The 26,628-nt window shown below is 66.7% G+C and carries 20 protein-coding genes and 2 pseudogenes; 8 read left to right on the top strand and 14 right to left on the bottom strand.

Features of this window, described 5'->3' with window-relative positions; translation table 11 throughout:
* Positions 1-92 precede the first annotated feature (92 nt).
* Positions 93-299 (bottom strand): hypothetical protein, encoded by a 207-nt coding sequence (locus ACGFSB_RS21480; protein WP_393401533.1) that lies wholly within the window; start codon positions 297-299, stop codon positions 93-95.
* Between the two features lie 84 nt (positions 300-383).
* Here ACGFSB_RS21480 and ACGFSB_RS21475 point away from each other — a divergent pair, with 84 nt between their 5' ends.
* Positions 384-935, top strand: coding sequence for a GNAT family N-acetyltransferase (locus ACGFSB_RS21475; RefSeq protein WP_393401530.1), 552 nt, complete (start codon positions 384-386; stop codon positions 933-935).
* Positions 936-1,518: 583 nt separating this feature from the next.
* On the opposite strand, the gene ACGFSB_RS21470 is transcribed toward ACGFSB_RS21475, so the two are convergent.
* Positions 1,519-2,091, bottom strand: a complete 573-nt coding sequence (locus ACGFSB_RS21470) for a TetR/AcrR family transcriptional regulator (protein ID WP_393401527.1) — start codon at positions 2,089-2,091, stop codon at positions 1,519-1,521.
* A 63-nt stretch (positions 2,092-2,154) separates the two neighbouring features.
* On the opposite strand from ACGFSB_RS21470, the gene ACGFSB_RS21465 reads away from it, so the two are divergent.
* Entirely contained in the window at positions 2,155-3,126 is a 972-nt protein-coding gene (locus ACGFSB_RS21465; protein WP_393401525.1) for an SDR family NAD(P)-dependent oxidoreductase, read from the top strand.
* A gap of 450 nt (positions 3,127-3,576) precedes the next feature.
* Positions 3,577-4,173: pseudogene (locus ACGFSB_RS21460) on the top strand (ISAs1 family transposase); the annotation flags it as partial.
* 90 nt (positions 4,174-4,263) lie between these two features.
* Here ACGFSB_RS21460 and ACGFSB_RS21455 read toward each other — a convergent pair.
* Together ACGFSB_RS21455 and ACGFSB_RS21450 are read right to left on the bottom strand one after the other, a co-directional pair.
* Positions 4,264-5,529, bottom strand: a complete 1,266-nt coding sequence (locus ACGFSB_RS21455) for an APC family permease (protein ID WP_393401522.1) — start codon at positions 5,527-5,529, stop codon at positions 4,264-4,266.
* Positions 5,530-5,610: 81 nt separating this feature from the next.
* A complete protein-coding gene (locus tag ACGFSB_RS21450; RefSeq protein WP_393401519.1) occupies positions 5,611-6,510 on the bottom strand; it encodes a hypothetical protein in 900 nt (299 codons plus the stop codon).
* 260 nt (positions 6,511-6,770) lie between these two features.
* Between ACGFSB_RS21450 and ACGFSB_RS21445 the strand changes: the two genes are divergently transcribed.
* Both ACGFSB_RS21445 and ACGFSB_RS21440 read left to right on the top strand, forming a co-directional pair.
* Positions 6,771-7,868 (top strand): DegT/DnrJ/EryC1/StrS family aminotransferase, encoded by a 1,098-nt coding sequence (locus ACGFSB_RS21445; protein WP_393401517.1) that lies wholly within the window; start codon positions 6,771-6,773, stop codon positions 7,866-7,868.
* Between the two features lie 41 nt (positions 7,869-7,909).
* Positions 7,910-8,902 (top strand): Gfo/Idh/MocA family oxidoreductase, encoded by a 993-nt coding sequence (locus tag ACGFSB_RS21440; protein WP_393401988.1) that lies wholly within the window; start codon positions 7,910-7,912, stop codon positions 8,900-8,902.
* A gap of 93 nt (positions 8,903-8,995) precedes the next feature.
* Here ACGFSB_RS21440 and ACGFSB_RS21435 read toward each other — a convergent pair whose 3' ends face one another.
* Positions 8,996-9,442 (bottom strand): GtrA family protein, encoded by a 447-nt coding sequence (locus ACGFSB_RS21435; RefSeq protein ID WP_393401515.1) that lies wholly within the window; start codon positions 9,440-9,442, stop codon positions 8,996-8,998.
* Between the two features lie 103 nt (positions 9,443-9,545).
* Here ACGFSB_RS21435 and ACGFSB_RS21430 point away from each other — a divergent pair, with 103 nt between their 5' ends.
* Entirely contained in the window at positions 9,546-10,502 is a 957-nt protein-coding gene (locus ACGFSB_RS21430; RefSeq protein ID WP_393401513.1) for a glycosyltransferase family 2 protein, read from the top strand.
* Positions 10,503-10,539: 37 nt separating this feature from the next.
* Here ACGFSB_RS21430 and ACGFSB_RS21425 read toward each other — a convergent pair whose 3' ends face one another.
* From ACGFSB_RS21425 to ACGFSB_RS21385, 9 genes and pseudogenes are all read right to left on the bottom strand, one after another.
* The gene (locus ACGFSB_RS21425; protein ID WP_393401511.1) at positions 10,540-11,163 is read right to left on the bottom strand and encodes an acyltransferase; all 624 of its coding nucleotides are present in this window, start codon (positions 11,161-11,163) and stop codon (positions 10,540-10,542) included.
* Positions 11,164-11,218: 55 nt separating this feature from the next.
* Positions 11,219-11,671 carry a hypothetical protein gene (locus ACGFSB_RS21420; protein ID WP_393401508.1) on the bottom strand — a complete coding sequence of 151 codons (453 nt, stop codon included), beginning with the start codon at positions 11,669-11,671 and terminating at the stop codon, positions 11,219-11,221.
* Positions 11,672-11,719: 48 nt separating this feature from the next.
* On the bottom strand, positions 11,720-13,771 hold the full coding sequence (locus ACGFSB_RS21415; RefSeq protein WP_393401505.1) for a N,N-dimethylformamidase beta subunit family domain-containing protein: 2,052 nt from the start codon (positions 13,769-13,771) through the stop codon (positions 11,720-11,722).
* A gap of 78 nt (positions 13,772-13,849) precedes the next feature.
* Positions 13,850-15,256 (bottom strand): hypothetical protein, encoded by a 1,407-nt coding sequence (locus tag ACGFSB_RS21410; protein ID WP_393401503.1) that lies wholly within the window; start codon positions 15,254-15,256, stop codon positions 13,850-13,852.
* Positions 15,257-15,387: 131 nt separating this feature from the next.
* A complete protein-coding gene (locus ACGFSB_RS21405) occupies positions 15,388-16,938 on the bottom strand; it encodes a hypothetical protein (RefSeq protein WP_393401500.1) in 1,551 nt (516 codons plus the stop codon).
* An 86-nt stretch (positions 16,939-17,024) separates the two neighbouring features.
* Positions 17,025-19,268, bottom strand: coding sequence for a CDP-glycerol glycerophosphotransferase family protein (locus ACGFSB_RS21400; RefSeq protein WP_393401497.1), 2,244 nt, complete (start codon positions 19,266-19,268; stop codon positions 17,025-17,027).
* 51 nt (positions 19,269-19,319) lie between these two features.
* The gene (locus ACGFSB_RS21395; protein WP_393401495.1) at positions 19,320-21,548 is read right to left on the bottom strand and encodes a CDP-glycerol glycerophosphotransferase family protein; all 2,229 of its coding nucleotides are present in this window, start codon (positions 21,546-21,548) and stop codon (positions 19,320-19,322) included.
* A 137-nt stretch (positions 21,549-21,685) separates the two neighbouring features.
* A pseudogene (locus ACGFSB_RS21390) lies at positions 21,686-22,203 on the bottom strand (glycosyltransferase family 2 protein); the annotation flags it as partial.
* A gap of 664 nt (positions 22,204-22,867) precedes the next feature.
* Positions 22,868-23,800 carry an alpha/beta fold hydrolase gene (locus tag ACGFSB_RS21385; protein WP_393401493.1) on the bottom strand — a complete coding sequence of 311 codons (933 nt, stop codon included), beginning with the start codon at positions 23,798-23,800 and terminating at the stop codon, positions 22,868-22,870.
* Between the two features lie 256 nt (positions 23,801-24,056).
* On the opposite strand from ACGFSB_RS21385, the gene ACGFSB_RS21380 reads away from it, so the two are divergent.
* Positions 24,057-24,656, top strand: coding sequence for a TetR/AcrR family transcriptional regulator (locus tag ACGFSB_RS21380; protein WP_393401490.1), 600 nt, complete (start codon positions 24,057-24,059; stop codon positions 24,654-24,656).
* Positions 24,657-24,909: 253 nt separating this feature from the next.
* Positions 24,910-26,565 carry a methyltransferase domain-containing protein gene (locus tag ACGFSB_RS21375; protein ID WP_393401488.1) on the top strand — a complete coding sequence of 552 codons (1,656 nt, stop codon included), beginning with the start codon at positions 24,910-24,912 and terminating at the stop codon, positions 26,563-26,565.
* Positions 26,566-26,628 lie beyond the last annotated feature (63 nt).

The following is a 26,628-nucleotide window of genomic DNA, read 5'->3' as shown; positions in this document are numbered from 1 at the left end:
CACGGCTCTCGCATCAGAGGGGTGTACCGGTGCGGGAGCCGACCTCACCCCCGCGGGCGCCGGGAGAGGGTGCCTCGAGCCTCGGAAGCGGGTCAAGGACCGATCGGTGCGCGCCCCGGAGTGACCGCGTAAGCACCTGTCGGCCGGATGCCACAGTCGCCTGACAGGCCCATGCCGCTCTCCTTGTGCAGGACGTACCCCCACTGCATGTCCTGCTGATCGGCGGTCGTATCGGTGACCGACATACGGACCGGCGGGGCCTCATCGAGCCGTCGAAGGCGCGCTTGACGGCTCGACACGATGAGGTTCCGCCAGGTGGTGTCGCCGTCAGGGCCCGGTATAACCGATCGACACCCTGATCTTGATCGGGTTGGCTGGGTTGTATGCCAGAGTTGCGCACCGATCGTCTTCTGCTCCGCCGGTGGCGGGAGTCCGACCTTGAACCGTGGGCGGCTATGAACGCCGATCCCGAAGTCCGAGAACACCTGGGTCAGTTGCTGACGCGGGAGCAGAGCGATGCCGCGGCAGCAGGCATGCAGATCGAGTTCGACGAGCGAGGTTTTGGGTGGTGGGCGCTCGAAGCACGTCAGACCGGTGAGTTCATCGGCCGCGCCGGCCTGGACGAGGTGGGCGAGGACATGCCGTTCGCGGGGGTGGATATTGGCTGGCGTTTGGTGCGTTCGGCGTGGGGTCACGGTTACGCCACTGAGGCCGCCCTGGCCTGCCTGGCCTTTGGCTTCGAGGCCCTCGGGCTGCCGGAAGTGGTTGCGTCGACGACTGTCAACAACCTTCGTTCCCAGGCGGTGATGCATCGGATCGGCATGACCCGGGACCGGGCCGACGACTTTGAGGATCCGAGCGTGCCCGAGGGGCTGCTTCGCCAGTGTGTGCTGTACCGGATCTCCCGCAGAGATGCTCACATCGACGGAGATTGACGCCATCCTGGCGACACTCTTGCAGATACCAGCCTGACCAGCAGCGACGACTGCTCGAGCCCCACAGTCTCCCTGCCCGCGCCCGATAGGCTGAGAAGCCGCTTTCCGGCAAGCCGGTCGTCCCTCGCGCACGAATGCTTCTCTGATCAAGCGGCGCTGCCTCTCGAACGGGACGGCAGGGAGGGCGACTTCCGCTGCCACGCGCTCGGCGCGCTCGGCGCACTCGGACAGGGAAACCAGTTGCTGGTGGGTGGTCTCGGCGGGGTCATAGACCGGGATGGGTAGTTTGAAGATGTACTTGTCGAAGTCGCGCGGATTGTGCATGCCTCGGCCTTGAAGCGGACGAACCATGTGGGTGCAGGGCTGATGCGTTCTCAGTCGGCGAGATGAGCTGATCGCCTGCGTCATCTTCCCTGTTGGGTTGACGTGTTGAAGCAGATCGAACAGGGGTGGACGCGTGCCGGGTTGGCTTACCGTTCTGGGTGCCGGAGGATCGTCGGGTGGCGGGGCGGTGCCAGCTCTGGCCGGGCGGGCGGGCCTGGCTGTTCGGCCGGGCTCTCTCCCGCGGCTTCGGTAAGTATCTTCAGCGCACCAGGAGATCGATGGCGACCTCCAGTCGTTCGAGGTAGAACTCCCGTGATGCTGCCTGATGCTTGAGGCCGATCGATGCGCTGATCATCGTCTGTGCGACAAGGGGGGCCGCGTCGTGTCCTGACTCGACGGCGATCGCTTCTGTGATCAGTTCCTCGAAACGTCGCGGCGTGGTCTCGGCGATCTCTCCGAGGAGGTCGGGGTTGTCCTCGATGACCGCCGCTACGTCGTGCGTCAGCGGGCCGATGTAGCGGCCCGCCCACTGGTCGAACGCTTCGACGAGGCGCTCTGGAAGGGGTCGGCTGGGGTCGGCCAGGACGTGCTCGACCGTTGTGATGTCCCGCTCCAGGGCCTGGGTAACCGCGGCACGGAACAGAATCTCCTTCGAGGAGAAGAGAAAGTAGAGCCCGGGCCGGGAGATGTGCGCCGCCCGCGCCACCTCCTCCATCGAGGTCTTCCGGTAACCGAACCGCGCGAACGTGACCATGGTGGAATCCAGAACCTTGGTCCGACGGTCGGTATCGGCGACTGTCGACAGTGGGTGTCCAGTATCGGGACTGCTCATGGAACGAGCGTACGATCGAGAGTCTAACTATACAAATCAAGTCTAGTACGTATAGTCACCGCCATGGCCACTCGCGAACCCATCTCCACGCCCTTCACCGCCTCGAGTACCGCGGACGCGGTCCTGCGGGGCGTCGACCTCACCGGCGTCCGCGCGATCGTGACGGGCGCTTCCTCCGGAATCGGGATCGAGACGGCTCGTGTGTTGACCGCTGCCGGGGCGGAGGTGACGCTCGCTGTCCGCAACACGACTGCGGGTGACGCCGTCGCTGAGGCGATCGCGAAATCGACCGGAGGGATACGCCCCCGGGTCGTCCGGCTCGACCTTGCCGACAGAACCACTGTCACGCGATTCGTTGACGCGTGGGGCGGCCCGCTTCACCTGCTGATCAACAACGCGGGCGTGGTCACCGGTGGCCTCGAACGCACACGTGAGGGCTGGGAGCTGCAATGCGCGACGAACCATCTTGGCCACTTCGCCCTCGCCACCGGCCTTCATGACGCCCTGGCCCTGGGAGCGGAGGACCGCGACGGAGCACGGATCGTCTCGGTCAGTTCGACGGCGCACATGCGTTCCGGCATCGACTTCGACGACCTCCACTTCGAGCGTCGCAGCTACGACCCGCAGATTGCCTACGCCCAGTCGAAGACGGCGAACTCTCTCTTCACCGTCGAGGCGACCCGCCTCTGGGCATCCGACGGCATCATGGCCAATGCGGTGAACCCCGGCGGTGTCGCGACGGGACTGCAGCGCAACTTCACAACGCAACAGAGGGAGTCGCTCGACGCGGCCGAAGCCGCCGGAGTGTTCACGTACAAAACGGTCGAGCAGGGGGCTGCCACCAGCATCGTCGCGGCCGTCGCCCCGGAATTCGCGCACTCCGGAGGCCACTACCTCGACGATTCCCAAGAGGCCTACACCGTGCCGAACGACGCCGACCTCGCGCAGCACCCGCACGGGGTCAAGGAATGGGCGCTCGATCCCGCCACCGCCACACACCTCTGGACGGTCTCGACCGACCTGCTCCACGCCTGACCTCTCGACGCCACAGCAAGCGGCCCCGCCGCCTTCTCGGTTGGTCACCGCATCGACCCACCAGGCCGATAGCACGTGGCCTGCGAAGACGGTCACGTCCGATGCGCAGAGCCAAAACCCGGGCGGTTCCTCTACGAGAGCCCGGTGCGGGACCCCGCCTTCGGCGCGTCGGAGACGCTGGCCGGCGCGGCTCAACACACTGAACTTGACAGAGAAGTACGCGCAGGCGTGGTCGGTTCTTCACCCGGTTCGGCAGCGAGAGACGCGACCCCTGATGATCAGGGTTGTCGAAGCCTTTGATCACGAACAGAAGTCGCGTTCGCGTGCCGTCCTCTCTGATCCGTTTCCTGCAGTGCCACTGCACGGACACTGATTCCGCCTGCCCGGAACCGGAACCGTCACAGCTCGCCTGCCTGGCGGACGTGTTGGGCCGGCCACCCCATCCCCGCCGTGTCCGGGGCCGCCGCCACTGCCTGGGGCTCCCTGCTCGCGCTGTGCCTGGTCGCCGTCCTCGGCGGAGCCACGTCCCTGGCCGCCACCGCCCGCTTCGCCGCCGATACCGACTCCGACCTGCGCGAACAACTCGGACTGACCTCCAGCACACCCAACGCCTCCACGCTGGGAAGGCTCCTGGCCCGCCTGGACGGCACCACCGCCCTCCTCCTGACCGGCGACCGCACCGAAGGCACCGCTTTCCACCTGCTCGCCGCCGCGCTCCACGTATGCCAGACCGTGATCGCCCAGCGCCAGACTGCCGCGAAGAGCAACGAAATCCCCGCCTTCGCCCCGCTGCTGAACCAGATAGACCTGCGCGGCGTCGTCGTCACCGCCGATGCGATGCACACCCAGCGCGCTCACGCCGAGCACGTCATCACCGCTCGCGGCCACTACCTCCTGGTCGTGAAGGGCAATCAGAAGAAGCTGCGCAAGCAGCTGCGGCGCCTGCCCTGGAAGCAGATTCCGCTGCAGACCCGCACTGCCGGGGGCAGACACGGCCGCCGTGAGATCCGCCGTCTGAAGGTCTGCACCGTCCGGCCAAGTCTGCTCTACCCGCACGCGGTCCAGGCCATCGAGATCAAGCGCCGCCGCACCCACCGCAATTCCGGCAAGGTCGAGACGACCGCTGACCCCGACGGCTTACTGACGGGCGCCGGTGGCCCTGGCCTTGCGTACGCCGTAGAGGCAAGCTCCGAGAAGGAGGACTGCGGTGCCGGAGAGGACAGTGCTCCAAGGCAGGGCGATAGCCAGGGCCGCACAGCCGGCCAGGCCGGTGACGGGGACGAAGCGGCTGGACCGGCCTCCGTGCAGGGTGAAGGCGGAGGCGTTGGCGATGGCGTAGTAGACCAGGACGCCGAAGGAGGAGAAACCGATCGCGCCGCGTACGTCGGTGGTCGCGGCGAGCAGGGCAACGATGGAGCCGACGGCCAGTTCAGCCCGGTGCGGGACGCCGAAGCGGGGGTGGACGACAGCCAGAGCGTGAGGCAGGTGCCGGTCGCGGGCCATGGCCAGGGTGGTGCGGGAGACCCCGAGGATCAGCGCGAGCAGTGAGCCCAGAGCGGCGACAGCACCACCCACGCGGACGGCGGGCACCAACCAGTCAGTGCCCGCGGCCCGTACGGCGTCCGAGAGCGGGGCGGAGGCGTCCGCCAGCCCGCCGGAGCCCAGCACGGCCAGGACGGCGGTGGCGACGAGGGTATAGACGGCGAGGGTGATACCGAGTGCGATAGGGATGGCGCGCGGGATGGTGCGGGCGGGGTCGCGGACTTCCTCGCCCAGGGTGGCGATACGGGCGTACCCGGCGAAGGCGAAGAACAGCAGGCCCGCCGCCTGGAGCACTCCGCAGATCGTGGCGTCCGAGCCGATGTGCAGCCGTGCGGTGTCAGCTTCGGCCGAGGTCAGGGCGGCGACGACTACAGCGATGAGCACGGCTAGGACGACCGCGACGATGACGCGAGTGAGGAGTGCGGACTTCTGTACCCCGGCGTAGTTCACCGCTGTCAGGGCCACCACTGCGGTCACCGCTACGGCGTGCGCCTGGCCGGGCCACACATATGCGCCGACGGTCAGGGCCATGGCCGCGCAGGAGGCGGTCTTGCCGACGACGAACGCCCAGCCGGCCAGGTAGCCCCAGAAGGCGCCCAGGCGTACGCGACCATAGACATAGGTGCCGCCGGACTGGGGATAGAGGGCGGCCAGCCGGGCCGAGGACGTCGCGTTGCAGTAGGCCACGACCGCGGCCAGAGCCAGGGCGAGCAGCAGCCCGGAACCGGCGGCACCGGCCGCTGGGCCGAGCGCCGCGAAGATTCCAGCCCCGATCATCGAGCCCAGGCCGATCACCACCGCGTCGGACATGCCCAGACGACGCTTCATTGCGCCCGCGTCCGTCGGGGCAACCGTGCTCATTCCGAACCCTTTCTCGCGCCGGTCTTCGACGTGGCGCACCGTAGCCCAACAACATGTCGGGCTGGTGCTGTCGCCTACACGTCAATGACTTTTGCCAGAAGGGGAGTCTGTGGCGCGGCTTCGATACTCGACACGCTTCTCTTGACAGAGAACCCCTCCATGACGAGCGCGGTGTGCGCGGCGGTCATCAGCTGGTGGCGGGAGCGCTCGCCCCAGTCCAGGCCTTCTCCGGGCCTTCCAACTCGGCATGTCGAACTGCTTGGCCCACGCGACGGCTGCCTTCTGCTCTGCGGCGCGCTTGGTCGCGAGCCACTCCTCCTTGGACTCGGTGTCGGCGTCGCGCGCCGCCTTCCAGCAGCCGGTGCAGTCCTTCGCCGCGAGCCAGCGGGCAAAGCCCGCCCGCTTGTCGGCAGAGCGATTGGATTGCGCACTGATCAGGGCGTCGTGTGCGGGCCTCGGAGTGGGCGGCGGTGTCGGCCGCGCTGCAAGCCTCCGGCGGGGGAGCGCAGCGCTGGCGAGCGGCTGTTCGGCGAGGCGTCCGGCCAGAGCGGTGCCGGCGGACTGCCCGGCGCCGATCGACAGGATGAGCCATGCGTACGCCTCGCTGGTGCGGCCTGCCGGGGTGAGGGCGTCGGTGGTGACGTAGGCGCAGGCGACCACGATGGTCAGGACCGCACCGGGCACGCCGACCGCGGCGGTGGCCGCATACGGGGCCGGGAGGGCAAGAAGCGGGAGCCACCCGGTCAGGAACGCGACGGTGGCGATGACCAGTCGCCTGGGGGTGGTGCCCGACCAGGTGCGGCGTCCGCAGATGAGGCCGCCGACGAAGCTGCCGGCGGAGAACGCGGCGGGGATGATGCCCGAGAGCATGTCCTGGGGGTGGTGCTCGGCCACGGAGATGGACCACACGTTCATGGCTCCGATCGCGAAACCGATACCGGTCAGGGAGACGAACAACAGCAGCACGGCGGGAGTGGCCAACTGCTTTGCCTGGGGCGCGCCCTGGCTTTCGAACCGTTCGGGTCGCCAGCGCCGCGACGGTGGCGCGAGGGCGACCGCGGCGGTGCCGGCCAGGCCGAGGCGGCGGTGACGGCGAGCGCGACGGCGGGGCCCATGAGGGCAAATCGCCTCATCATACGCATACTGCCTTTCGGGTTGATAGGTAGTGACATCAGAAACTCCTGATACGGAACTGCGGTTAAAGGCAGGCCGACTCCCTCGCTCTCGAACGGAGGCTGCCCGTGTGCGAGTCCAGCCTGTCCATCCCATCCGCCCGGCCCGTGATCGGCGAAGCCGAGATCGCAGCCGCCGTACGCGTCCTGCGTAGCGGCCATGTCATCCAGGGGCCTGAAGTGGCCGCCTTCGAGGAGGAGTTCTCGGAACTGGTCGCCGAACGTACCTGTGTAGCCGTCAACTCCGGCACCTCCGCGCTGCAGCTGAGCCTCATGGCGCTCGGCATCGGGGCGGGCGACGAGGTGGTGGTGCCCTCCTTCTCGTTCGCCGCCACCGCCAACGCGGTACGCCTGGTGGGCGCCGAACCGGTCTTCGCCGACATCACTCCCGGCACCTACTGTCTCGATCCGATCGCCGCGGCGGCGGCGATCGGCCCGCGTACCGCGGCGCTGATGCCGGTGCATTTGTACGGGCACCCCGCCGCCATGGACCGCCTGATGCCGCTCGCAGCCCGCCATGGCCTCGCCGTCGTCGAGGACGCCTGCCAGGCGCACGGTGCCGCGTTGCACGGACAGCCCGTCGGAACGTTCGGACAGGCCGGATGCTTCAGCTTCTATCCGACGAAGAACATGCATGCGCTCGAAGGCGGCATGATCAGCACCGCCGACCCCCAACTGGCCCGCACTCTCAGGCTGCTCAGGAATCAGGGTATGGAACACCGGTACGAGAACGAGATCGTCGGCGCCAACATGCGGATGACCGACGTCGCGGCGGCCGTCGGCCGTGAGCAGCTGAAGCAGCTGCCGGCTTGGACCGAGCAGCGGCGGGCCAATGCCAAGGTGCTCGACTCCGGTATCGAGGGGCTGCCCGTGCCCCAGGTGGCCGATGGCGCCCGGCATGTCTACCACCAGTACACCGTCGCCATCCCCGACGGCCGCAGGGACGCCGTACAGCGGGAACTAGCGCGGCAGGGCATCGGCAGCGCGGTGTACTACCCGACGCCGATCCACCGTCTGAAGCCGTACCACCACCCGGTCGGCCCTCCCTTGCCAGAGACCGACCGCGCTGCCGCCGCGGTGCTCTCGCTGCCGGTCCACCCCACCCTCGGGCAGGGCGAACTGGAGCGCATCGCCCGAGCCGTGAGCATCGCCGGAGGTGCCCGGTGAGCCGGCAGACACTGCGTGCGGGACTGGTCGGTCTGGGCGCGATGGGACGCAACCATGCCCGGGTCCTTTCGTCGCTCGACGGCGTCGAATTCGTAGGCGTCATGGACCCGGCGGGAGACGCCACGGGCGCTGCCCGTGGCGCCCCGGTCGTCGCCACCTTGCCCGAACTGCTCGCGCTCGGCCTCGACTACGCCGTTGTCGCCTGCCCCACAGCGCTGCACGAGGAGATCGGCCTCGCCCTGGCCGCGGACGGCGTCTGCGCGCTGATCGAGAAGCCGCTCGCCCACTCCGCGGCTGCGGCCCGACGACTGGTCGACGCCTTCGACAGGGCCCGTCTGGTCGCCGGGGTCGGGCACATCGAGCGCTTCAACCCGGCGTTGCAGAGCCTGCGTTCGCGCCTGGAGGCGGGCGAGCTGGGTGAGATGTTCCAGGTGGTGACGCGGCGGCAGGGGCCCTTCCCGCAACGCATCGCGGACGTGGGCGTCGTCAAGGACCTGGCGACCCACGACATCGATCTCACCAGCTGGGTGACAGGGTGCCACTACGCTTCCGTGGCGGCCCGTACCCTCTCCAAGAGCGGCCGCCCGCACGAGGACATGGTCGCGGTCGTCGGCGAGCTCACCAACGGAACCATGGTCAGCCATCTCGTGAACTGGCTCAGCCCGTTCAAGGAGCGGTTCACGGCGGTGACCGGCGAGCGCGGCTGCTTCATTGCGGACACTCTCACCGCAGACCTCACCTTCCACGCCAACGGCGCCGTCGCCACGGAGTGGGAAGCGCTGAGCACCTTCCGCGGAGCCGCCGAGGGCGACATGGTCCGGTATGCCATCCCCAAGCGCGAGCCGCTGTTCATCGAGCACGCGCAGTTCCGCGACGCTGTGGAAGGCAAGGGCACGGACATCGTCACCCTCGAGCAGGGACTGAGGACGGTCGAGGTCGCCGAGGCGGTCCTCGACTCGGCACGACGGAAGGCGTACCTGCCGCTGCAGAGTCCGCACTCCCGGGATCTGGCGGCGGTGGCCCAGCGGTCGTGAGGTGCCCGCGACCCTGCGTGATCATTTCTGTTCTCCCTGCACAGCGGTCACTCAGGTGCCAGGCGGGCGTGGTCATCGAAACGCGGCTGCCGGTCACGGCAGTCGGGTCGGCGCGGGCCTGCCCGGACTGCGGGGGCTTCGCGTACCGGGTGACCTGAAGACCCACCACCGAAATGCACCGTAATTCACCACCGCATTGACGATGGTCGACGTCGTCTTCGCCGCTACATACGACAAGCCCAGAGCTGTCAACCCGGTGACCGTCGCCACGGTTGCGCAGTAATTCAGTCCGACGAGCACAAGATATTTGGCAAAGGCAGGACCGGCCAGTGCGCCGCTGCGAAATACGAAGGCTCTATTGAGGCCGAAGTTGACCGCCAGTACGGTCACAAACGCCAGTGAGGTGGCCGCGGCCAACGGCATACGAAGTCCACCGTGCAGCACGACCAGCGTCCCGACATCGAACGTGTAGCACAGCCCCCCGACGAGAAGGAATCTTGTCGTAGGGGCCGAGGAAGAGCGACAAACGATGTTCCACAATTTCCGGACGATTTCTGGTACCTTCCTCCCTGCTCCAGCCCATCGTCGTATTCGTGTTTCAGTCAAAGAACCGTGAGAGGTTTTTTTCTCCGTGTATCAAAATATGAAAGTCGCGGTTGTGGTGCCGGCGTACAACGAGGAAAAGTTGATCGCCCGGACGATCAACACCACGCCCGATTTCGTCGACCATATCGTGGTGATCGACGACGCCAGCAGTGACTCGACGGCCGTCGAGGTGATCGACGCCGGCGACCCGCGTGTGGTGCTCATCCAGCACGAGAGCAACACCGGAGTCGGCGGAGCGGTCTGCGACGGGCACAAGGAGGCATTGCGGCTGGGGTGTGACGTCTCTGTGGTCATGGCAGGTGACGGGCAAATGGACCCGGCCCATCTTCCCGCCCTGCTGGCTCCGATCTGTGACGGGACTGCCCTCTTCGCGAAGGCGAACCGCTTCTACTCGCGCGAGTCCTACCGTGGTATGCCGAAGCACCGGATTCTCGGCAACGTCATCCTCTCCTTCATGACCAAGGTGGCATCCGGGTATTGGCACCTGTTCGACCCCCAGAACGGGTACACCGCGATCCACCGGGCAGCGCTGGAACGGTTGAACCTTGACCGTGTGGCCAAGGACTACTCATTCGAAAACGACCTTCTGATCAATTTGAATATCCTTCGGATCCCGGCCTGTGACGTCCCGATTCCCGCGGTCTATGGGAACGAGGTATCAACCATGCGGATGCACAGGGTCGTTCCGGCATTGATTGGCCAGCTGGTTCGCGGGTCCGGGCGACGCATCGTCCTGAAGTACGTCGTCTTCTCCTTTTCGCCGATCGCTCTCCTGCTGCTGGCGGGATTGTTCCTGATCGCCTTCGGCAGCGCGGCGAGCACCTGGGTATTGATCCACACGCTCGGGCCTGCGACTGCCAGCGCGGGGAGTGTCCTGCTGGCGACCATGCCGATCCTCACCGGGATTCACTTTCTCATCGGCGCCCTCATGCTCGATATCCAGGAGAGCCCGGACCGCCGAGCCGCCACCGCCGGGATCGGAGGCTCCGGATGAAGTCCGCCGCAGCCGCACCCTGTGGCGGCCTTTCGCATCAGACCTCCGTGAGAACGCCGTCATTCTCGGCGTACAGGGTGCTGGTGTCCGGGCATTCCCACATCCCGGCCGAGCCGGGGACTTCGCGGAGTCGACGGCCCGACCGGCCCACCCAGCCGATGCGACGGGCCGGGACGCCGGCGACCAGGGCGAAGTCCGGCACGTCCCGTGTGACCACGGCACCGGCGGCGACCATCGCCCAGCGGCCGACGCGGACCGGAGCCACACAGACCGATCGCGCGCCGAGCGATGCGCCCTCGGCGACCGTGACCCCGACGGGTTCCCAGTCGCCACGTCGCTTGGGGCGCCCTTCCGGGTCGACCGAGCGCGGGTTGTGGTCGTTGGTCAGCACGACCGCGGGACCGACGAAGACGCCGTTGCCCAGCTCTGCCGGCTCGTAGACCAGGGCGTGGTTCTGAATCTTGACCCCGTCGCCGATCCGGACACCGGGGCCGACATAGGCGCACCGCCCCACCACGCAGTTGCCGCCCAGCACGGCCTGCTCACGAATCTGGGCGAGCTCCCACACAGCGGTGCCGGGACCCAGCGCGGCCGACTCGTCGACCTGGGCCCCGGCTGCGATCCGGACCGGAACGAGCGGCGCTTCACTGTTCTGCTTCATGTGCTGTGGAACGACCCAATGGGTATCTGGGTGCGGGAACTTGGACCGTTCGCTTCTATTCCCAGCCTGACGGACCTTCGCCGCAAACGGGTCCCAGAGTGATGCATGCGGTCCCAGCTTCTTCGCACACATGTAGCGTAAAACAGTGGTGGACAGCGCCATAGAGGTAGCCGGTAGCGGTCTCCCCTGCCTGCACCGTTTCCGTGACCCTGCCTGATTCGGGACCCCCGGTCGTATCCACGTACCACACGGTGTACGTCATCGGCTGGGCACCGCCGTTGGTGATGACGTACTGGAGGCCGGTTACATCCTGGACTTCTCGTGCCGTGACGCAGACCTCCGTGCTGCCCAGCTTTCCGCAGGTGCCGGTTGCCGAACGTTCTTCTTTCGCGGTAGTCGGCGGTTCCTCTTGCGTGGGCTTTGCATCAGCAGTCGAGGCGGGAAGGCCCAGCGTAATCATCGCGGCCGCGGCGCCGATCAATACGGTGCGACGCGAGTTCTCCCTCATACTCTCTCCTCTCCCTGTCGGCGGTACCTGATCTTGGGTGTCAAGACGCTAGGCCACCGCTTTCGCGAAAACGTTCAGCAGGATTTTCCGGATCGCGTTGTCGAACGGAATGCTGCCGGTGAAGGACAGGGAGCCGACCGAGAACCCCCAACCCCTGGGGCCAATGGGCGGCATGTAGAGCATTTCGGCCCCGCCTGAATTGTTGAGCCCTTCCGCGATAAGTACGGATCCGGGCACGGCGACCTGTCGACGGTCGACTTCCCAGCCGCTGGCAGCGATGTCATAGGAGACGCTGCCGAAGGTGTCTCCCACGCTCAGGCCGGTTCCCGGCGTAAAGGGATTGTTACCGGTGTCGCGCACCTGGTACGGGGCGAAGGACATATACGTCGGCGGGAAGTGCGATACGCCCAGGATTTGCGATTCGGACTGTCCGGAATCTGCGAAAACATCTCGTGAGCCGTCGGGTCGCCGAAAAATGACTGCGTGACCGTCCGGTGTGTACTGCATCCGTTCGTAGATGCCGTTCCCACCCAAGTAGATGATGTGGCCGCCGTTGTCCTGGAAGGCCGCGATGTTGTCACGCGCGGTTTGCGTGAAATACTCGGGATGGGTGGTAAGCACCAGCGCCTTGTAATTCCCGCCCTGCGCAGGTGTCCGCAGCCAGCCGGCACCCGTCGTATGCAGGTCGCTGTCCGCGTAGCAATCGTATTGGATGTTCTGTGAGCTCATCCATCGAAACAGTAGAAGGTCACTGTAGAGCAGGTGGTCGATGATTCCGGTCGCTGTCACATAAGAGTTGTCCCACGAGGTTCCCATATTGGGACGCTGTAGGCTGACGGTCCGCCGGGCCCCGGCTTGACCGGTCGTATATTGGTTGTGCCCGCCCCAGAAATTGTAGGCGTTATAGGTATTGGTCGGCACCAGGGCGGCGATCTGTCGCTGTGGTGATGAAGGCCGCACGACGAACATCACATGGTGTTCTTTGCTCTGGGGTGATTTCAATTGTGATGCATATACGCCCGAAGGCCAGCTTGTCCCGGTCCCCACGGATACCGAGAAGGACGGATTCCACCCGCACCCTGCGCTGTGATATCCGCTCTTCAGCAGCTGGAACTGCCCGGTACGAGTGGTGGGCGGAGTGACCGTGACGGGAGCACCGGAGGCAGGAGCAAGGCGGACAGTGGACGACGTGTACGAAGGGAAAGTCGTGGACACGTGGATGCCGAGACTCGTGCCCTGTTGAGTGGACAGTGACGTCGGATAGCCTTGCAACGCTGCCGAATTCTCACGGGTAAAACCCGAGCCGACCACAGCGCCGGACCCGCTGGCCCATTGAACGCCGCTGGTATTGACGGTCTCGGAGTTGAGCAGGCGATACCACTGGAGTTGGTTGTCGGAGCCTGGCGGGTTGGTGGTGCTCGTCCTGATCTTGTAAACGGCACCAGAACCATTGGAGAAGAGCCCTCTCTCGAACGGTCCCAGAATGGTGGTGTCAACAGGCGCGCCACCGTTCGCCCAGTTGAATGATCCAGTTGAGCTGAGATAGCGGAACCAGCTGAGCGCGCTACCATGCCGTGTTCCAAAAATTACGCCGTTCGGGTCGGCGAACAGTTGGGTGTAGGTCTGCCATTGCGAGCCGATCTTGGCGCCCGAATTTGCCGCCCAACTGAAGGAGCCATTGGTGCCGGTATATTTGTACCAATGCAGATCTCCGTTGCCGTCCTGCGCGTAGAAGACGTTGTTCCACCCGCCCACGACACGTGGGAAGTTCCACTGGGTACCGATGCGACTGCCACTTGCTGAGTGCCAGCTCCCGGCGCCGGTGCTGAGGTTGGACAGGATGTATCGGTACCAAAGAAGGTCCCCGTTCGGCAGGAACGCGAACATCTGTCCGTCGGCGGCGGCCAGGACGAAACGAAATTTCTGCCATCCGGTGCCGATGAGTCGAGGAGCGCCAGAGTTTGCCCAGGTGGCCGGGGTGCCCGTCGTCCAGTTGATATGCCGATACCAATACAGATTTCCATCGGCCTGAATCGCGTACATAATTCCGTTGCCGCCGGGCACCAAACTCAAGAACCGCTGTTGAGGGTCGTAGGTCATGTCTTTGGATGCCCTTCCGGATAAAACATCGTGGGCATAATTGTGTGTTACTCGTCCACGCGCAAGATTCGACACGATCTAATCGAGTCGATGTTCATTCGAATGGCACAAACCGGCCCGTAGGGCGGGGATCAGTGACAGGCAGAGCACGCCGATGAACAGGGGCGCTGCCATGTAGCGGAAGCACGGCGCGGGATTCGCCGCGACCACGGTGAGCTGCACGCCGAGGGTGATGCCCGCCAGGGCGAGCAAGGGGCGGCAGCGGCGGGCCCGGGTGAGCAGGGCGACGAGCACATAGGTGGCGTAGCACCAGGTGGCGCCACGCCAGAAGAGCCACTCGAGCTGTGGGACGCGGAAGGCGGAGCGGCCGAAGGCGGCGGCGTGGTTGAGGGCCTGGGACAGCGGTCGGGCCTTGAGCACCGGCCGGTACGGGCTGTCCTGGATCCAGCGGAAACCCCACAGGCCGGCAGGGATCGAGGTGCCGTACGTCCATGTCCTGGCGCTCTTGTCCTGTGGTCCGGGGAAGACGGCCCAGGCAATGTGCGCTCGGCACAGCCGTGCGCCGAAGATCTGCTGGGGGGACGTGCGCAGGACGCGCCACCACAACCGCACCAGCGGTTCGGTGAGCCGGTCGGCCGCAGTCCGGTTCACCGAGCGGTTGTAGTAGAGCACGTCGGACACGTAGCAGTTGGTGCCGGCACCGTGCCAGGTCGAGAGCGGCGCCACGCTGGCCATCAACCGCAGGTCATCCGGGGTGAACAGGCCCGGTGCGCGCGCGTAGGCCACCGCGAGGTCGGCGTAGTGCAGGTTGTAGACGAACGCCTTGCTCGGCTGCTCGACGCCGGCCGCCGGATAGACCGCGAGCATGAGCAGCAGCGTCAGGGCTGTGGTGGCGGCTGCCAGCCCGGCGATCAGGCGCCGGGCTCCGGGCAGTGCGAGGAGCAGGGCCAGCGATGCGACCACGGACATCGGGAAGCCGTTGTTGCGGAAGAGGTCAACGCCCAGGAAGCCGGTACACAGCAGCAAGAGCTCCGAGCCCCGCAGACGGCCGTTCCACGTGCCGTGCGAACGCCGGCCGAGGAGACGTACCGATACTGCGAATACCAGCACAGCGCAGATCGTGAACGGCACGTCCTTCCACACGAAGACGGTGAAAGACCCGAGGGGTGGTGCCGCCGCGCAGGCCACCGCGGCTGGTGCGCTCCACCGCCCCCGTACACCCAGAGTCCGCAGGCTTGCGCACGTGTAGCCGAGCACAGCGGACATCGCGATCGTCTGTAGCAGCGTCAGCGCCGAGATATCCCCCGTGATGTTGAGGGTCAGCCAGACCAGCGAGCTGTAGAGCACCGAGTGGTCCGAGCGCCAGTGGCCGGTGGTGACCTGCCACGTGTAGACCACCGAATCCACGGTCATCAGACCCGGGTAGAAGGCCGCCCACCACAGCAGGTGGCAGGCCTGGCAGGAGAGGAAGACGGCCAGCGGCAACCGAAGTTCAGGAGGTACACGCGACCAGAGGGCCTGGGCCTTCGTGGCCGTCTTCCTACCGGACCCACTGGAACGGACTTGCTGTGGGGGATGAACGGAGATCTCCTGGGCGTTCGGACACCGGGCGGTTTTCAGCTGCTCCGCGTGCTTTTCACGGGACGTACTCCACGTTCGTCGGTGAGGTGGCGTGACGCCGGGGGCGGGACGACGGGGCGTACGGCACCGCGCAGCGCGGGAATGAGCGACAGGCAGAGCACGCCGATGAACATGGGGGCCGCCATGTAGCGGAAGCACGGCGAGGGGGTCGCGACGAATACGGTGAGCTGAATGCCGAAGGTGACGCCTGCCAGGGCGAACAGGGGGCGGCAGCCGCGGGCCCGGGTGAGCCGGCCGACGAGCACGTAGGTGGCGTAGCACCAGATCGCGCCGCGCCAGAGGACCCACTCCAGCTGGGGAACGTGGGCGGCGTCGTACGCGAAGTTGCCGACGTGGCTGAGGGCTTGGGACAAGGGCTGGGGCTCGGCCGCCTTCCGGTAGGGGCTCGTCTTCATCTCCGGGTGCCACTTGAGGAACGTCGGGGGCACCTTGTTGAGGGAGTTGTACGTCCGGCCGCCTTGATCCTGCGGCCCGGGGAAGACGGCCCAGGCGATGTGCCCGCGGCAGATCCGTGCGCCCATCACTTCTTGGGGGGCCTTGCGCAGTGTGCGCCACCACAACTGCACGATCGGTTCGGTGAGTGGGTCGGTGACGTGTGTGTTCAGCTTCTGGTACATCGGGTCGGAGGCAAAGCAACTGGCGCCGGCCGTACGCCAGTCCGAGAGGGGCGCTGCCCGGGTCATCAACCGCAGATCATCCTGGGTGAACAGGCTTGGCGCCTGCGCATAGGTCACCGCCAGGTCGGCGTAGTGGAGGTTGTAGACAAGCGTCTTGGGCGGCTTCTGGATGCCGACCGCCGAATAGACCACGAGCATCAGCGTCAATGTCACGGCAGTGGTGACGGTGATCAGGGCGGCGATCAGGCGCCGGGCCCCGGGCAGCGTCAGAATAAGGCTCAGCGCGGCGATCACGGCAACGGGGAAGCCGTTGTTGCGGAAGAGGCCGATTCCGAGGAACGCGACGCTCAGCAGCAGGAGTTCGGAGCGTCGCAGCTGGCCGTTCCAGCTCCCGTGCAGCCGCCTGCCCACCAGTCGTACCGTTACGGCGAAAGCGAGCACCGCGCAGATCGTGAACGGCACATCCTTCCCTACGTAGACGGTGAACACACCGAGCGGGGGAGCCGCCGCGCAGGCCACTGCGGCTGGTGCGCTCCACCGTCCGCGTACGCCGAGTGTGCGCAGGCTCGCGCACGTGTAGCCGAGAACCGCGGACATCGCGATCGTCTGCAGCAGCGTCAACGCCGCGAAGCCCCCTGTGGTGTTGAGGGACAGCCAGAGCAGGGAGTTGTAGAGGACCGAGTGATTGGAGATCCAGTGGTCGGTGGTGACCTGCCAGGTGTAGGCGAGTGCGTCGTAGTCGATCAGGCCTGGGTAGAACGCCATCCACCACAGCAGGTAGCAGGCCTGGCAGGAAAGGTAGACGACAAGCGGCAACCGCAGCGCCGGCGGTACGCGCGACAACAGGTCCTCGGCCTTCGCAGCCGCCGTTGAGGAATGGGGCCGGGAACTGGTCGGGGTGTCTGACATGGCGGAGATCTCCGGGGCGTTCGGACGGGAGCAGCGAGCGGGAGGTGAGAAGAAGGACAGGGCGGTGGCCCAGGCCGCGACGAGGGTCACCGTGTGCCGTCCGGGAGAGCGGGGTGCGCGGCGTCGCGGAGCTGCCGTGCGTGCTGCTGAGGAATGGCCGACGGGGGGTACTCCCGACCGAGCATGATCAGGGAGACCACCCGGGCGGCCGCGTGCCCGTCGTCGTACGCGCAGAACCGTTGGCGGAAGGCGGCGCGAAGAGCGGCGGAGCGCGCGTCCTGCCACGCCCCGGAGGCGAACAGTTCTGCCAACTCGTCGGTGCTGGTGGAGACGTGGCCCGGCGGCTCGGCCGGCAGATCGAAGTAGGCGCCGCGGGCCGCCCGGTACGCCGCCCAGTCGTCGCCATGGACGATGATCGGGAGGTCCGTGTTGGCGTAGTCGAACATCAGGGACGAGTAGTCGGTCACCAGGGCGTCGGAGACAAGCATCATGTCCTGTACCGAGGGCTCGTCGGTGACGTCGAGCAGCTGCCCGCGCCGTTGGAGGTCGCGCAGCTGCAGATCACGGATCTCGGCCTTGGCGTCCCTCGGGTGCAATCGGACGAGCAGGGTGACCGTCGGCCCGAGCTCCCGCACCAGATGCTCGAAGTCGAGCCGCGGCACGTACGACTTGCGGTGGTCGCGCCGAGTCGGGGCGTAGAGCACCACGGTGTTGCCGTCCGGGACACCGAGCCGCTCGCGCAGGGCGATCGTCCGCAACGCGTCCCCCCTCACCAGCACGTCGTTGCGCGGGGCGCCGGTCGGCAGAGACGTGAAGTGACAGGGATAGGCACGGTCCCAGATCTGCTGCGTGTACGGACTGGAGACCAGGCTGTAGTCCCAGCGGTCCGCGCGCCGGAGCATCGCACGGACATCGACGTGATACTTCGCTGCCGGGTGGCCGAGCAGGTCGACGCCCATGTGCCCCAGAGGTGTCCCCTGGTGGGTGTGCACATGGATCTGCCCCGGGTGCTTCACCAGGCCGTGTGTCCAGTCGGCGTTGTTGATGAAGTACGTGGCGCGGCTCATCACCCGGTGGTAGCGCGGTGTGTCCGGGGCGACGTGGTCGATGCCGCTCGGCAGTCGCTCCACGTCGTCCGGCCGCACCACCCACACCGGGTGGATGTGCGGGGCCAGCATCCTGGCCGCGTCATGGATGGCCGCCGGATCGCCGAGCACACCGCGGTGCCAGAAGGCCGAGTAGACGGCGAGGTTCGGATCGAGCGGGCGCCGGCGCTGGGTCCGGACGATGGTCCGCTTGAGCTGCCGGGTGGTCGCCTCGCGCAGCTCGCGCTTCTTGCGGAGGGATGTGTTCCGCAGCCGCTCAGCCAGCACGCAGGCCTGGAACACCTGGTAGGGGCTGCTGGGGAGCAGGCGCCACTGGGTGCGGTACGCATCGTCCGGCGCGGTGAAACCATCCGGCTTGTAGCGCCGGTAGAACGCCACTGTCTCTCGGTAGAAGGCGGCCCGGTCCTCGGGCAGTACTCGCTCGCTGAGCGGCATCGTCGCCAGGAAGTGGTTGATCATCCGCTCGAAGAGGGGCGGCCTCGTCCCGTCCAGCTCCGGGTGTTCGTCGAGAAACGCAAACAATCCCGCGTACTGCGCGAAGATGTCGAAGTGCCTGCGTCCCGGCGTGCGGGTGATCGCACCACGCCTGCGCTGCAGATACTCGACGCACACCCGGTCGAGACACGCGATGCGGCGGGCGCACATCAACGCCTGATAGGTGACGGGGGCGTCCTCGTAGAGACCCTGCTGGTAGGTGAATCCGTGGCCGGTGAAGAAGTCGCGACGGTACGCCTTGTTCCAGGCGACCAGGAACAGATGCAGATACTGAGGACTGCTCACGATGTCGAAGGTGTCCGTGCCCGCGGAGGCGAGCAGATCAGCCGTCATGCTCCTGCCGCCACGACCCCACCAATGCGTGCGCACATGGTCGAAGACGAGAACGTCCGGGTCGTCGGTGACGGTGAGCCGATCGTCGATGGCTCGCAGTGCTCCGGGGGTATAGCTGTCGTCGCTGTCGAGGAAGAGCAGATAGTCGCCGGTGGCGTGGCCGACGCCTGCGTTGCGTGCCCGGCCGAGGCCGACGTTCTCCGGGAGGTGGACCGCTGTGATCCGTGCGTCCAGCGCCGCGTACTCGTCGATGATGTTGCCGCAGTTGTCGGGTGAGCAGTCGTCGACCGCGATGACCTCGATGTCGGTGCAGGACTGCGTCAGGATGGAGTCGAGGCACTCGCGCAAGTAGCCCTGGACCTTGTAGACGGGGACGATGACGCTGAAACGAGGCACGGGCTCTTCCACGGTCGTGAGGGATGGGGGCGGGCGTGCGGTTCGGACGAGTCAGTGGTGCGGGATGCGGGCGGCGGCCGGGGCCGGAACGCGCTCGCGCAGCGGAACGACCGGCGGCAGGGCCTCGGCCGGCTCACCGAGCAGCACCCGGCGCACCACCCGCTCCGCGGCAAGACCGTCGTCGAATTCGCAGAACCGCTCACGAAACTCGCCGCGCAGCCGGGCCGCGGCCTCGCCGTCCCACTCACCGCTGCGGAAGATCCGAGCCAGTTCGTCCTGGGTACGGGCCACCGGACCCGGTGGCGCGGCGAGCAGGTCGAAGTAGACGCCCCGTGTCTCCTGGTAGACGTCCCAGTCGTCGGCGTACACGACGATAGGGCGGTCGAGGTTGGCGTAGTCGAACATGATCGACGAGTAGTCCGTGATCAGCACGTCCGCGGCGAGGCACACCTCCTCGGGCGAACGGTGCTCCGTCACGTCGATCAACGCACCGGAGCACAGCATCCCTTCGAGACCTGCGGACCCTTCGTAGGAGTGGTGGGCCCGCAGCAGCACCACGAACTCCTTGCCGAGCGTCTCGCAGAACGCGACGAGGTCCAGCTGGGGGAGGAAGTCCGTGCGGTAGTCGCGGTAGGTCGGCGCGTACAGCACCGCGATCCGGTCCTCGGGAACGCCGAGGCGGCGCCGGATCGCGGCCGCGTCCTCGGCCGTCGACGTGTAGAACGCGTCGTTGCGCGGATAGCCGACATCCAGACTCTCGTACGCGCCCGGGTAGGCCCGCTCCCAGACCTCGGTGGAGTGGCGGTTCGAGGAGAGGTTGAAGTCCCAGCGGTCCACGCGCTGCAGCAGCTTGCCGAGCGGGCCGGCCACGGCCGCCGCCGCTGGGTACTCCACTTGGTCCACGCCCATACGCTTGAGCGGAGTGCCGTGCTGGGTCTGCACATGGACGGTGCCGGGGCGCTTCTTGACCGCCATCTCGAAGTTGACGTTGTTGAAGGTGTACTTGGCGGTGGCCATCACCTCCCAGTAGCGGGCGCTTCCGATCAGCACGCTCTCCACGTCGTCCGGCAGCTGCCGCGCGTGGTCCTCGGCCAGCAGAAAGACTGTCTTGATATGCGGGGCCAGGCGCCGCGCCGCCGCGTGGATGGCGGCGGGGTTGCAGGCGTAGCCGCGGCCCCAGTACGAGGAGAAGACAGCGAGGTTCTCGTCGACCGGCCGTCTGAGGAAGGGCCCGTACGGGTTGCTGCTCCGCTTCCGCAGTCCCCTGAGGAGCCGTCCGACAGGCCGCGCCACCCTGCCAAGGAGGAGTTTTGTGCCGCGCAGCGCGCGGAACGCCGTGCAGGAGCCGGAAGCCAGCAACGCGTGTTGGAACCCCACACTGCCTCCTGGCCGGCGGTGGCCCGCGGGGCGGTGCTGCCGGTAGAGCCGGGCGGCCCGCTGGAAGTACTGTCGCCGCAGCGCCGGGCTCGGCAGCCGCCCGGGGGAGGCCGCGGTCTTGAGCACCCCGCACACCAACTGGTGGAAGACCCTGCCGAGCAGCGCCGCGTCCGGCTTCAGCTCCGCCGTCCGGCGCATCACCAAGTCGAACTGGTCGAGCAGATCCATGTGGTGGAGGCCGGGGATCTGGTTCCGGCTGCCTTGGCGGCGCAGCAGATGTCGTACGCAGATCCGGTCGAGCAGCGCGATCCGCTCGGCTCGCAGCGCGGCCAGTACACTCCACACCGTGTCGGTGAACATGCCGGGCACGAAGGCCAGTTCGTGCCGGGATACGAAGTCGCGCCGATAGGCCGCGCTCCATGCGGGCACCAGCACATCGGGCAGCGCGGGGTGCTGCTCCACCGTAAAGGCTCCAGCCGGGGCACCCTGCCACAGCCGCTCGAGCGCCGCCCCCCTACTGCCGTCGAACCAGTGCACCCGCTCATGGTCGAAGAGCAGCAGATCGGGCTCTTCGGACTCGGCGAGCCGGGCGTCGAGGATTCCCAGTGCGCCGGGCACCAGCGTGTCGTCGCCGTCGAGGAAGAGCAGGAACTCGCCCTCAGCGCCGGCGATTCCGGCATTACGTGCGCCCGGCAGGCCGTCGCCCGGTGGCGAGTGCACCACCTTGATCCGCGGATCGCGGTCCGCGCGTGCGGCCACGATCGAGGTACACAGCCCTTCCGGGGCGCCGGCGACGGCGATCAGCTCGAAGTCGGCGAAGGCCTGGCCGAGCACCGAATCCAGACAGTCGGGCAGCAGCCCCGGCCCGTCGTGGGCAGGAACAACAATGCTGAAGCGGGGCAACGCACTCTCCTTCGGTGGGCGTTCGAGCGGCGCTGGTGGGCAGTGTCACGGTCGCCTCCGGCTGCTGCCGCGGACCGGATGCGGGGCGCCAGTTCGCGGACCTTCGCCTCGATCGCCGCCGGGTTGCAGCCGTAGCCGCGGCCCCAGTAGGCGCGGGCCTGGCGCAGAAACGCGGCGTGGCTGCCGTGCGGCAACCGGTCGCGTGCCGTGAACACCGTGGTGAAGTGGTCGATCCGGCGGAAGACGAAGGGCCGCCAGCGCGCAAGTTCGGGGTGTGCGTCCAAGTAGGCGAGACCCGGTCGTACTGGTCGAAGATCTCGAAGTGCCTGCGCCCGGGGGTGCAGGTGATCGCTCCCTGTCTGCGCTGCCGTACCGCACGCAGACCCGGTCGAGCACTGCGATCGACTCCGCGGTCACCAGCGCCGGATAGGTCCAGGGCGAAGGCCGCCGGGCCCTCCTCGGCGAGCTGGGCCGTGACAGCGTTGGGGGCCGTCCTGCCGGTGCAGTACGACCGTACGTAGTCGTAGTCCGGTGAGCAGTCGTCGACCGCGATCGGCTCAAGATCCGTGAAAGGCTGCTCCAGGATTGATTCTAGGCATTCATGCAGATATGCCTGCACCATGTAAGCGGGGACAATCACACTGAACCGTGGCAATGCGAATCCATGGGTCGGCAGCGGCGTATTGCCCGAAAACGATCGATAGCGTGCGAGAGTTACGCCGGATGTGGCATACGCGGGACCCCTGGGTGGCCAAGGGGGGTGCTGTCGGCCCACCCTGCCGCGAGTGGAGCGACTGGGATCTCACCGTGCGCTGGAGTGGGCTGCGTACGCTGATGTGGTCGTCCGGGGCAGGGGGAGCTGACCACACACGCGAGCCATCGCGTCATGGGAGAACTGCGAGGCGGTCATCTGGTGACCGTCGTGGTCCTCACCATCTGCCCACCCGGACTCCGCGGATTGGGGCCGACCCGGGGGCACCCGATCCGGTCGCTTCCACGGAACATCTCCGCCGCCTGGCGTCGGGGCCCTGGTGTGCGAGAGGAGGGGGTCCGCTTTCCGGGCGGCGATCCTTCGGTGTGTCCGTGAATGGTCACAGGAACCTCGTGGATCAAGGACATCCTGTTCTCGGTGTACGACGTGGCGCATGGTGCATGAAGAAGCAGTTCACAGCCGCAGTCGATCTTCACCTTGCTGAACTTGTCGACCAACTAAGCCCCAGAGGGGCAGAGTTGGGTCGGAGTGTCGATCCCGTCTACCAGGACTCCCTCGAGATCGAAACAATCCTTTTCAGGTGGGTCTGGCCGTCTGGCGGCCGGCGTCAATCGCTTTGAGTGATGAAACCGGCTAGAGCGGCAGCGACGGCGTCGGGCTGTTCGTCCGGGATGAAGTGTCCTGCGTCCGGCACGACGACCCCGGTGGCGTTGTCGGCCCACGGCCTGATGGAAGCCGCCATGTCAGGGATGGAGCCGTGGCTGCTGGAAATCCCGAGAACCGGCACTGTCAGGTGCCGTCGCTCCAGGGATTCGTGGTTTTTCCGCGCCGATTCAGCGGCGTCCCGGTAGTAGGCCAGGGAAGCGTGGAGTCCGCCGTCGGCGGCGAGGGCCGTGGCGTAATGCTCGATCTCGGTGGCGTCGAAGGCGTCGGGGGAGAGGGCCTTGACCTTCAGGAACCAGCCGACGTAATCGCGTTCGCGGCCTGCGAGCAGTGTCTCGGGCAGGTCGGGCACGAGGTGGAATGCGAAGTGCCAAGTCTTCCATGCCCGCTCCGGGTCGGTCGGGATGGTGTCGGGGAGTGTGATGCCCGGGATTCCGGCGTCGAGCAGTGCGACGCCACGCAGTTGGCTCTCGTACTTCAAGGCGATGGAGAAGGCGACCCACGCACCGATGTCGTGGGCGGCCAGCCAGTATGTCGAGACTCCGAGCGCTTTCACCGCGGCGTGGACGTGCGCGGCGACCGTGTGCGTGTCGTAGCTGCCGTCAGGGCGTTCGGAGTGGCCCTGGCCCGGCAGGTCGATCGCGATGACGTGGTATCGCTCGGCGAGGGTGGGCATCACCTTTCGCCATGCCCACCACGTCTGCGGGAATCCAGCGAGCAGAACGACGGCTGGGCCGTTCGGCGGACCACCCTCAACCGCATGAAGTCGGACGCCGCCCGCGTCGACCCAATGGCGGGTGAAACCGGCCAGATCGTGCAGTGGCAGGTCGGGGACCGGGTTGTCGGAGACGGGGGCGGTGCCTCCAGGGGCAGCCATGGTCTTCCTCCATCGGTGTCGGGTGTGCCGGTTCGGTATGTCGGCGGAACGGCCGGCCCGCGAATGCGTGGCCGCCAGGGCGTCATGGGATCTGAGGGCTGCGGGATGGTCAGCCAGGAGACGCCGGCCACGGCGCACGTCACCGAAGGTATGGGGACGCCAGAGCATGACCATGCGTGGAGCCTAGCCATCTTGAACTATTCAGTTCAAGATGAAGTGATCGGTAACACCAGGCTCGAGAGCGGGGAGGCGCGGCATGGCCGGCAAGAAGCAGTTCGACCCCGATACGGTGCTCGATGCCGCGATGATCCAGTTCTGGCAGGCCGGCTACGCCGACACATCGGTGGACGACTTGTCCCGGGCAACCGGGCTCAACCGCAGCTCCATCTACTCCTCCCTCGGTGACAAGGACACGCTCTTCATACGCTGTCTGGAGCGCTACGCCACGCGCTACGGAGGGAAGTACGACGCCGCGCTGTCCTGTGCCGCCGATCGACCACTCGCAGCCGTGCGGGCATTCTTCGAGGTCACTCTGGAACGCATCGCGGACCCCGATCTGCCCGACGGGTGCCTGGTGGCTCAATCCGCGATGGCGATACCGGTACTGAGCTCGAGCGTCGCCGCGCGTACCAAGGAGGCGGTCGGCTTCCAGCGCACCCGACTGCGCGCCGCGCTGAAGGCCGGCGGATCGCACGACGAGATGGCCGAGACTTTCGCCATCCATGTTGCGGCCGTGAACCAGTCCCTTGCCGTCATGAGCAGAACCGGGGCGAGTGCGGAGCAACTGCGCGCCGTCGTCGATGTGACCCTCGACGCGCTTGCGCGGGCTCTCGGTGCGAGCAGCCGGGGTGCGTGATCGGGCGTGCGGTGATGTCGGGAGATGCCGCAGCCCTGGCGAACGCGCCATGAGTGGCCCGCTACCGCGCCGATTTTGCGCCAGCTTCCGCTATGTATACGGCAGTTGGAGGAATGAAGCCTTCCAGGCTGGATAGCGATGCTCTCAACACTTCGACCCAAGTCGCCCTGGATATGACAGGGCGAACCAGCCATGGCCTGAACGCGAGCTACGTAAGAGCAGAATCCCCACAAATGAAGGGTTCTACATCATCGTGCAACCGGCCCAAGAGTTCGGCGACAACCCTGTCGAAGTACGAGAAACCGGGCACTACACGGAGGAATACGTACCCAGCTTCGTCGAGAAGTGGGACTCACTCATAGATTGGGAGAAGCGGGCGGAGAGCGAGGGGACGTTCTTCATCGACCTGCTGCGCAAGCGGGGTGTGCGAAGCGTTCTCGACGTCGCGACGGGCACCGGATTCCACTCGGTGCACCTGCTCGCCACGGGGTTCGAGACCGTCAGTGCCGACGGCAGTGCCGAGATGCTGTCCATGGCCTTCGCCAACGGCATGAAGAGGGGCGGCCACGTCATGCGGGTCGTCCAGGCCGACTGGCGCTGGCTCAACCGCGATGTGCACGGCGAATACGACGCCATCGTCTGCCTCGGCAACTCCTTCACGCATCTGTTCTCTGAGCGCGACCGCCGAAAGGCGCTCGCCGAGTTCTACGCGATGCTCAAGCACGACGGCATCCTGGTCCTCGACCAGCGCAACTACGACGCGATCCTCGACGACGGCTACACCAGCAAGCACAGGTACTACTACTGCGGCGAGGACGTGGCCGTGGAGCCGGAATACGTCGACGAGGGGCTGTGCCGTATGCGGTACCGGTTCCCGGACGACTCCGTGTACCACCTCAACATGTTCCCGCTGCGCAAGGAGTACACCAGGAAGCTCATGACAGACGTGGGCTTCCAGCGAGTGGAGACGTACGGAGACTTCCAGCACACGTACCGCGGCGAGCAGCCGGACTTCTTCGTGCATGTGGCGGAGAAGGAGTTCCGGACGGAGGACGGGCCGGACGCCCGCTACAGCGGTGCGGTCGGCACCGCCCGCAGCTACTACAACTCGCACGATGCGGACACCTTCTACGCCAAGGTGTGGGGCGGCGAGGACATCCACATCGGCCTCTACGAAAACCCGGGCGAGCCGATCGCGGACGCCAGCCGCCGCACCGTACAGCGGATGGCGGGCAAACTGCCTCTGGCCGCGGAGTCGGTGGTCCTCGACCTCGGCTCGGGCTACGGCGGATCCGCCCGTCAGCTGGCCGATGCGCATGGCTGCCGGGTGATCGCGCTCAACCTGAGCGAGGTCGAGAACCAGCGCCACAAGGAGCTGAACGCGGGCCGCGGCCTGACCGACCGCATCGACGTCGTGGACGGCTCCTTCGAGGACATTCCGTACGGCGACGGGGAGATCGATGTCATCTGGTCCCAGGACGCTTTCCTGCACAGCGGAAACCGCGTCAAGGTCCTGGAGGAGATCGCCCGGGTACTCCGGCCCGGCGGTCACCTGATCTTCACCGACCCGATGGCCGCGGACGGCTGCCCGGCGGGTGTGCTCCAACCGATCCTCGACCGTATCCACCTGGACGACATGGGCTCACCCGGCTTCTACCGGCGGGAACTGTCCAGGCTCGGCTTCACCCCTGCCGACGGCACGGACGGAGGCTTCGAGGAGCACGGCGAACAGTTGACCACGCACTACGCCCGCGTCCTTGAGGAGACGGCGCGGCAGGAGGCGGACGGTCTGGCCCGGCAGATCAGTCACGACTATCTGGCCCAGATGAAGAAGGGCCTCGGCCACTGGATCGACGGGGGCCGCCAGGGGCACCTGACGTGGGGCATCTTCCACTTCGTGCGCGACTGAGCGATGCCTTCGACGCGCGGCGGTCGAGACAGCTCTATGTCGGGCCGCCGCGCGTGTCCGGGG

The organism is Streptomyces sp. NPDC048441 (assembly GCF_043200235.1).
In the GTDB taxonomy this organism is placed as follows: Bacteria; Actinomycetota; Actinomycetes; order Streptomycetales; family Streptomycetaceae; genus Streptomyces.
Note: the sequence above shows the minus strand (reverse complement) of the source record. Positions and strands in the feature narration are given on the sequence as shown.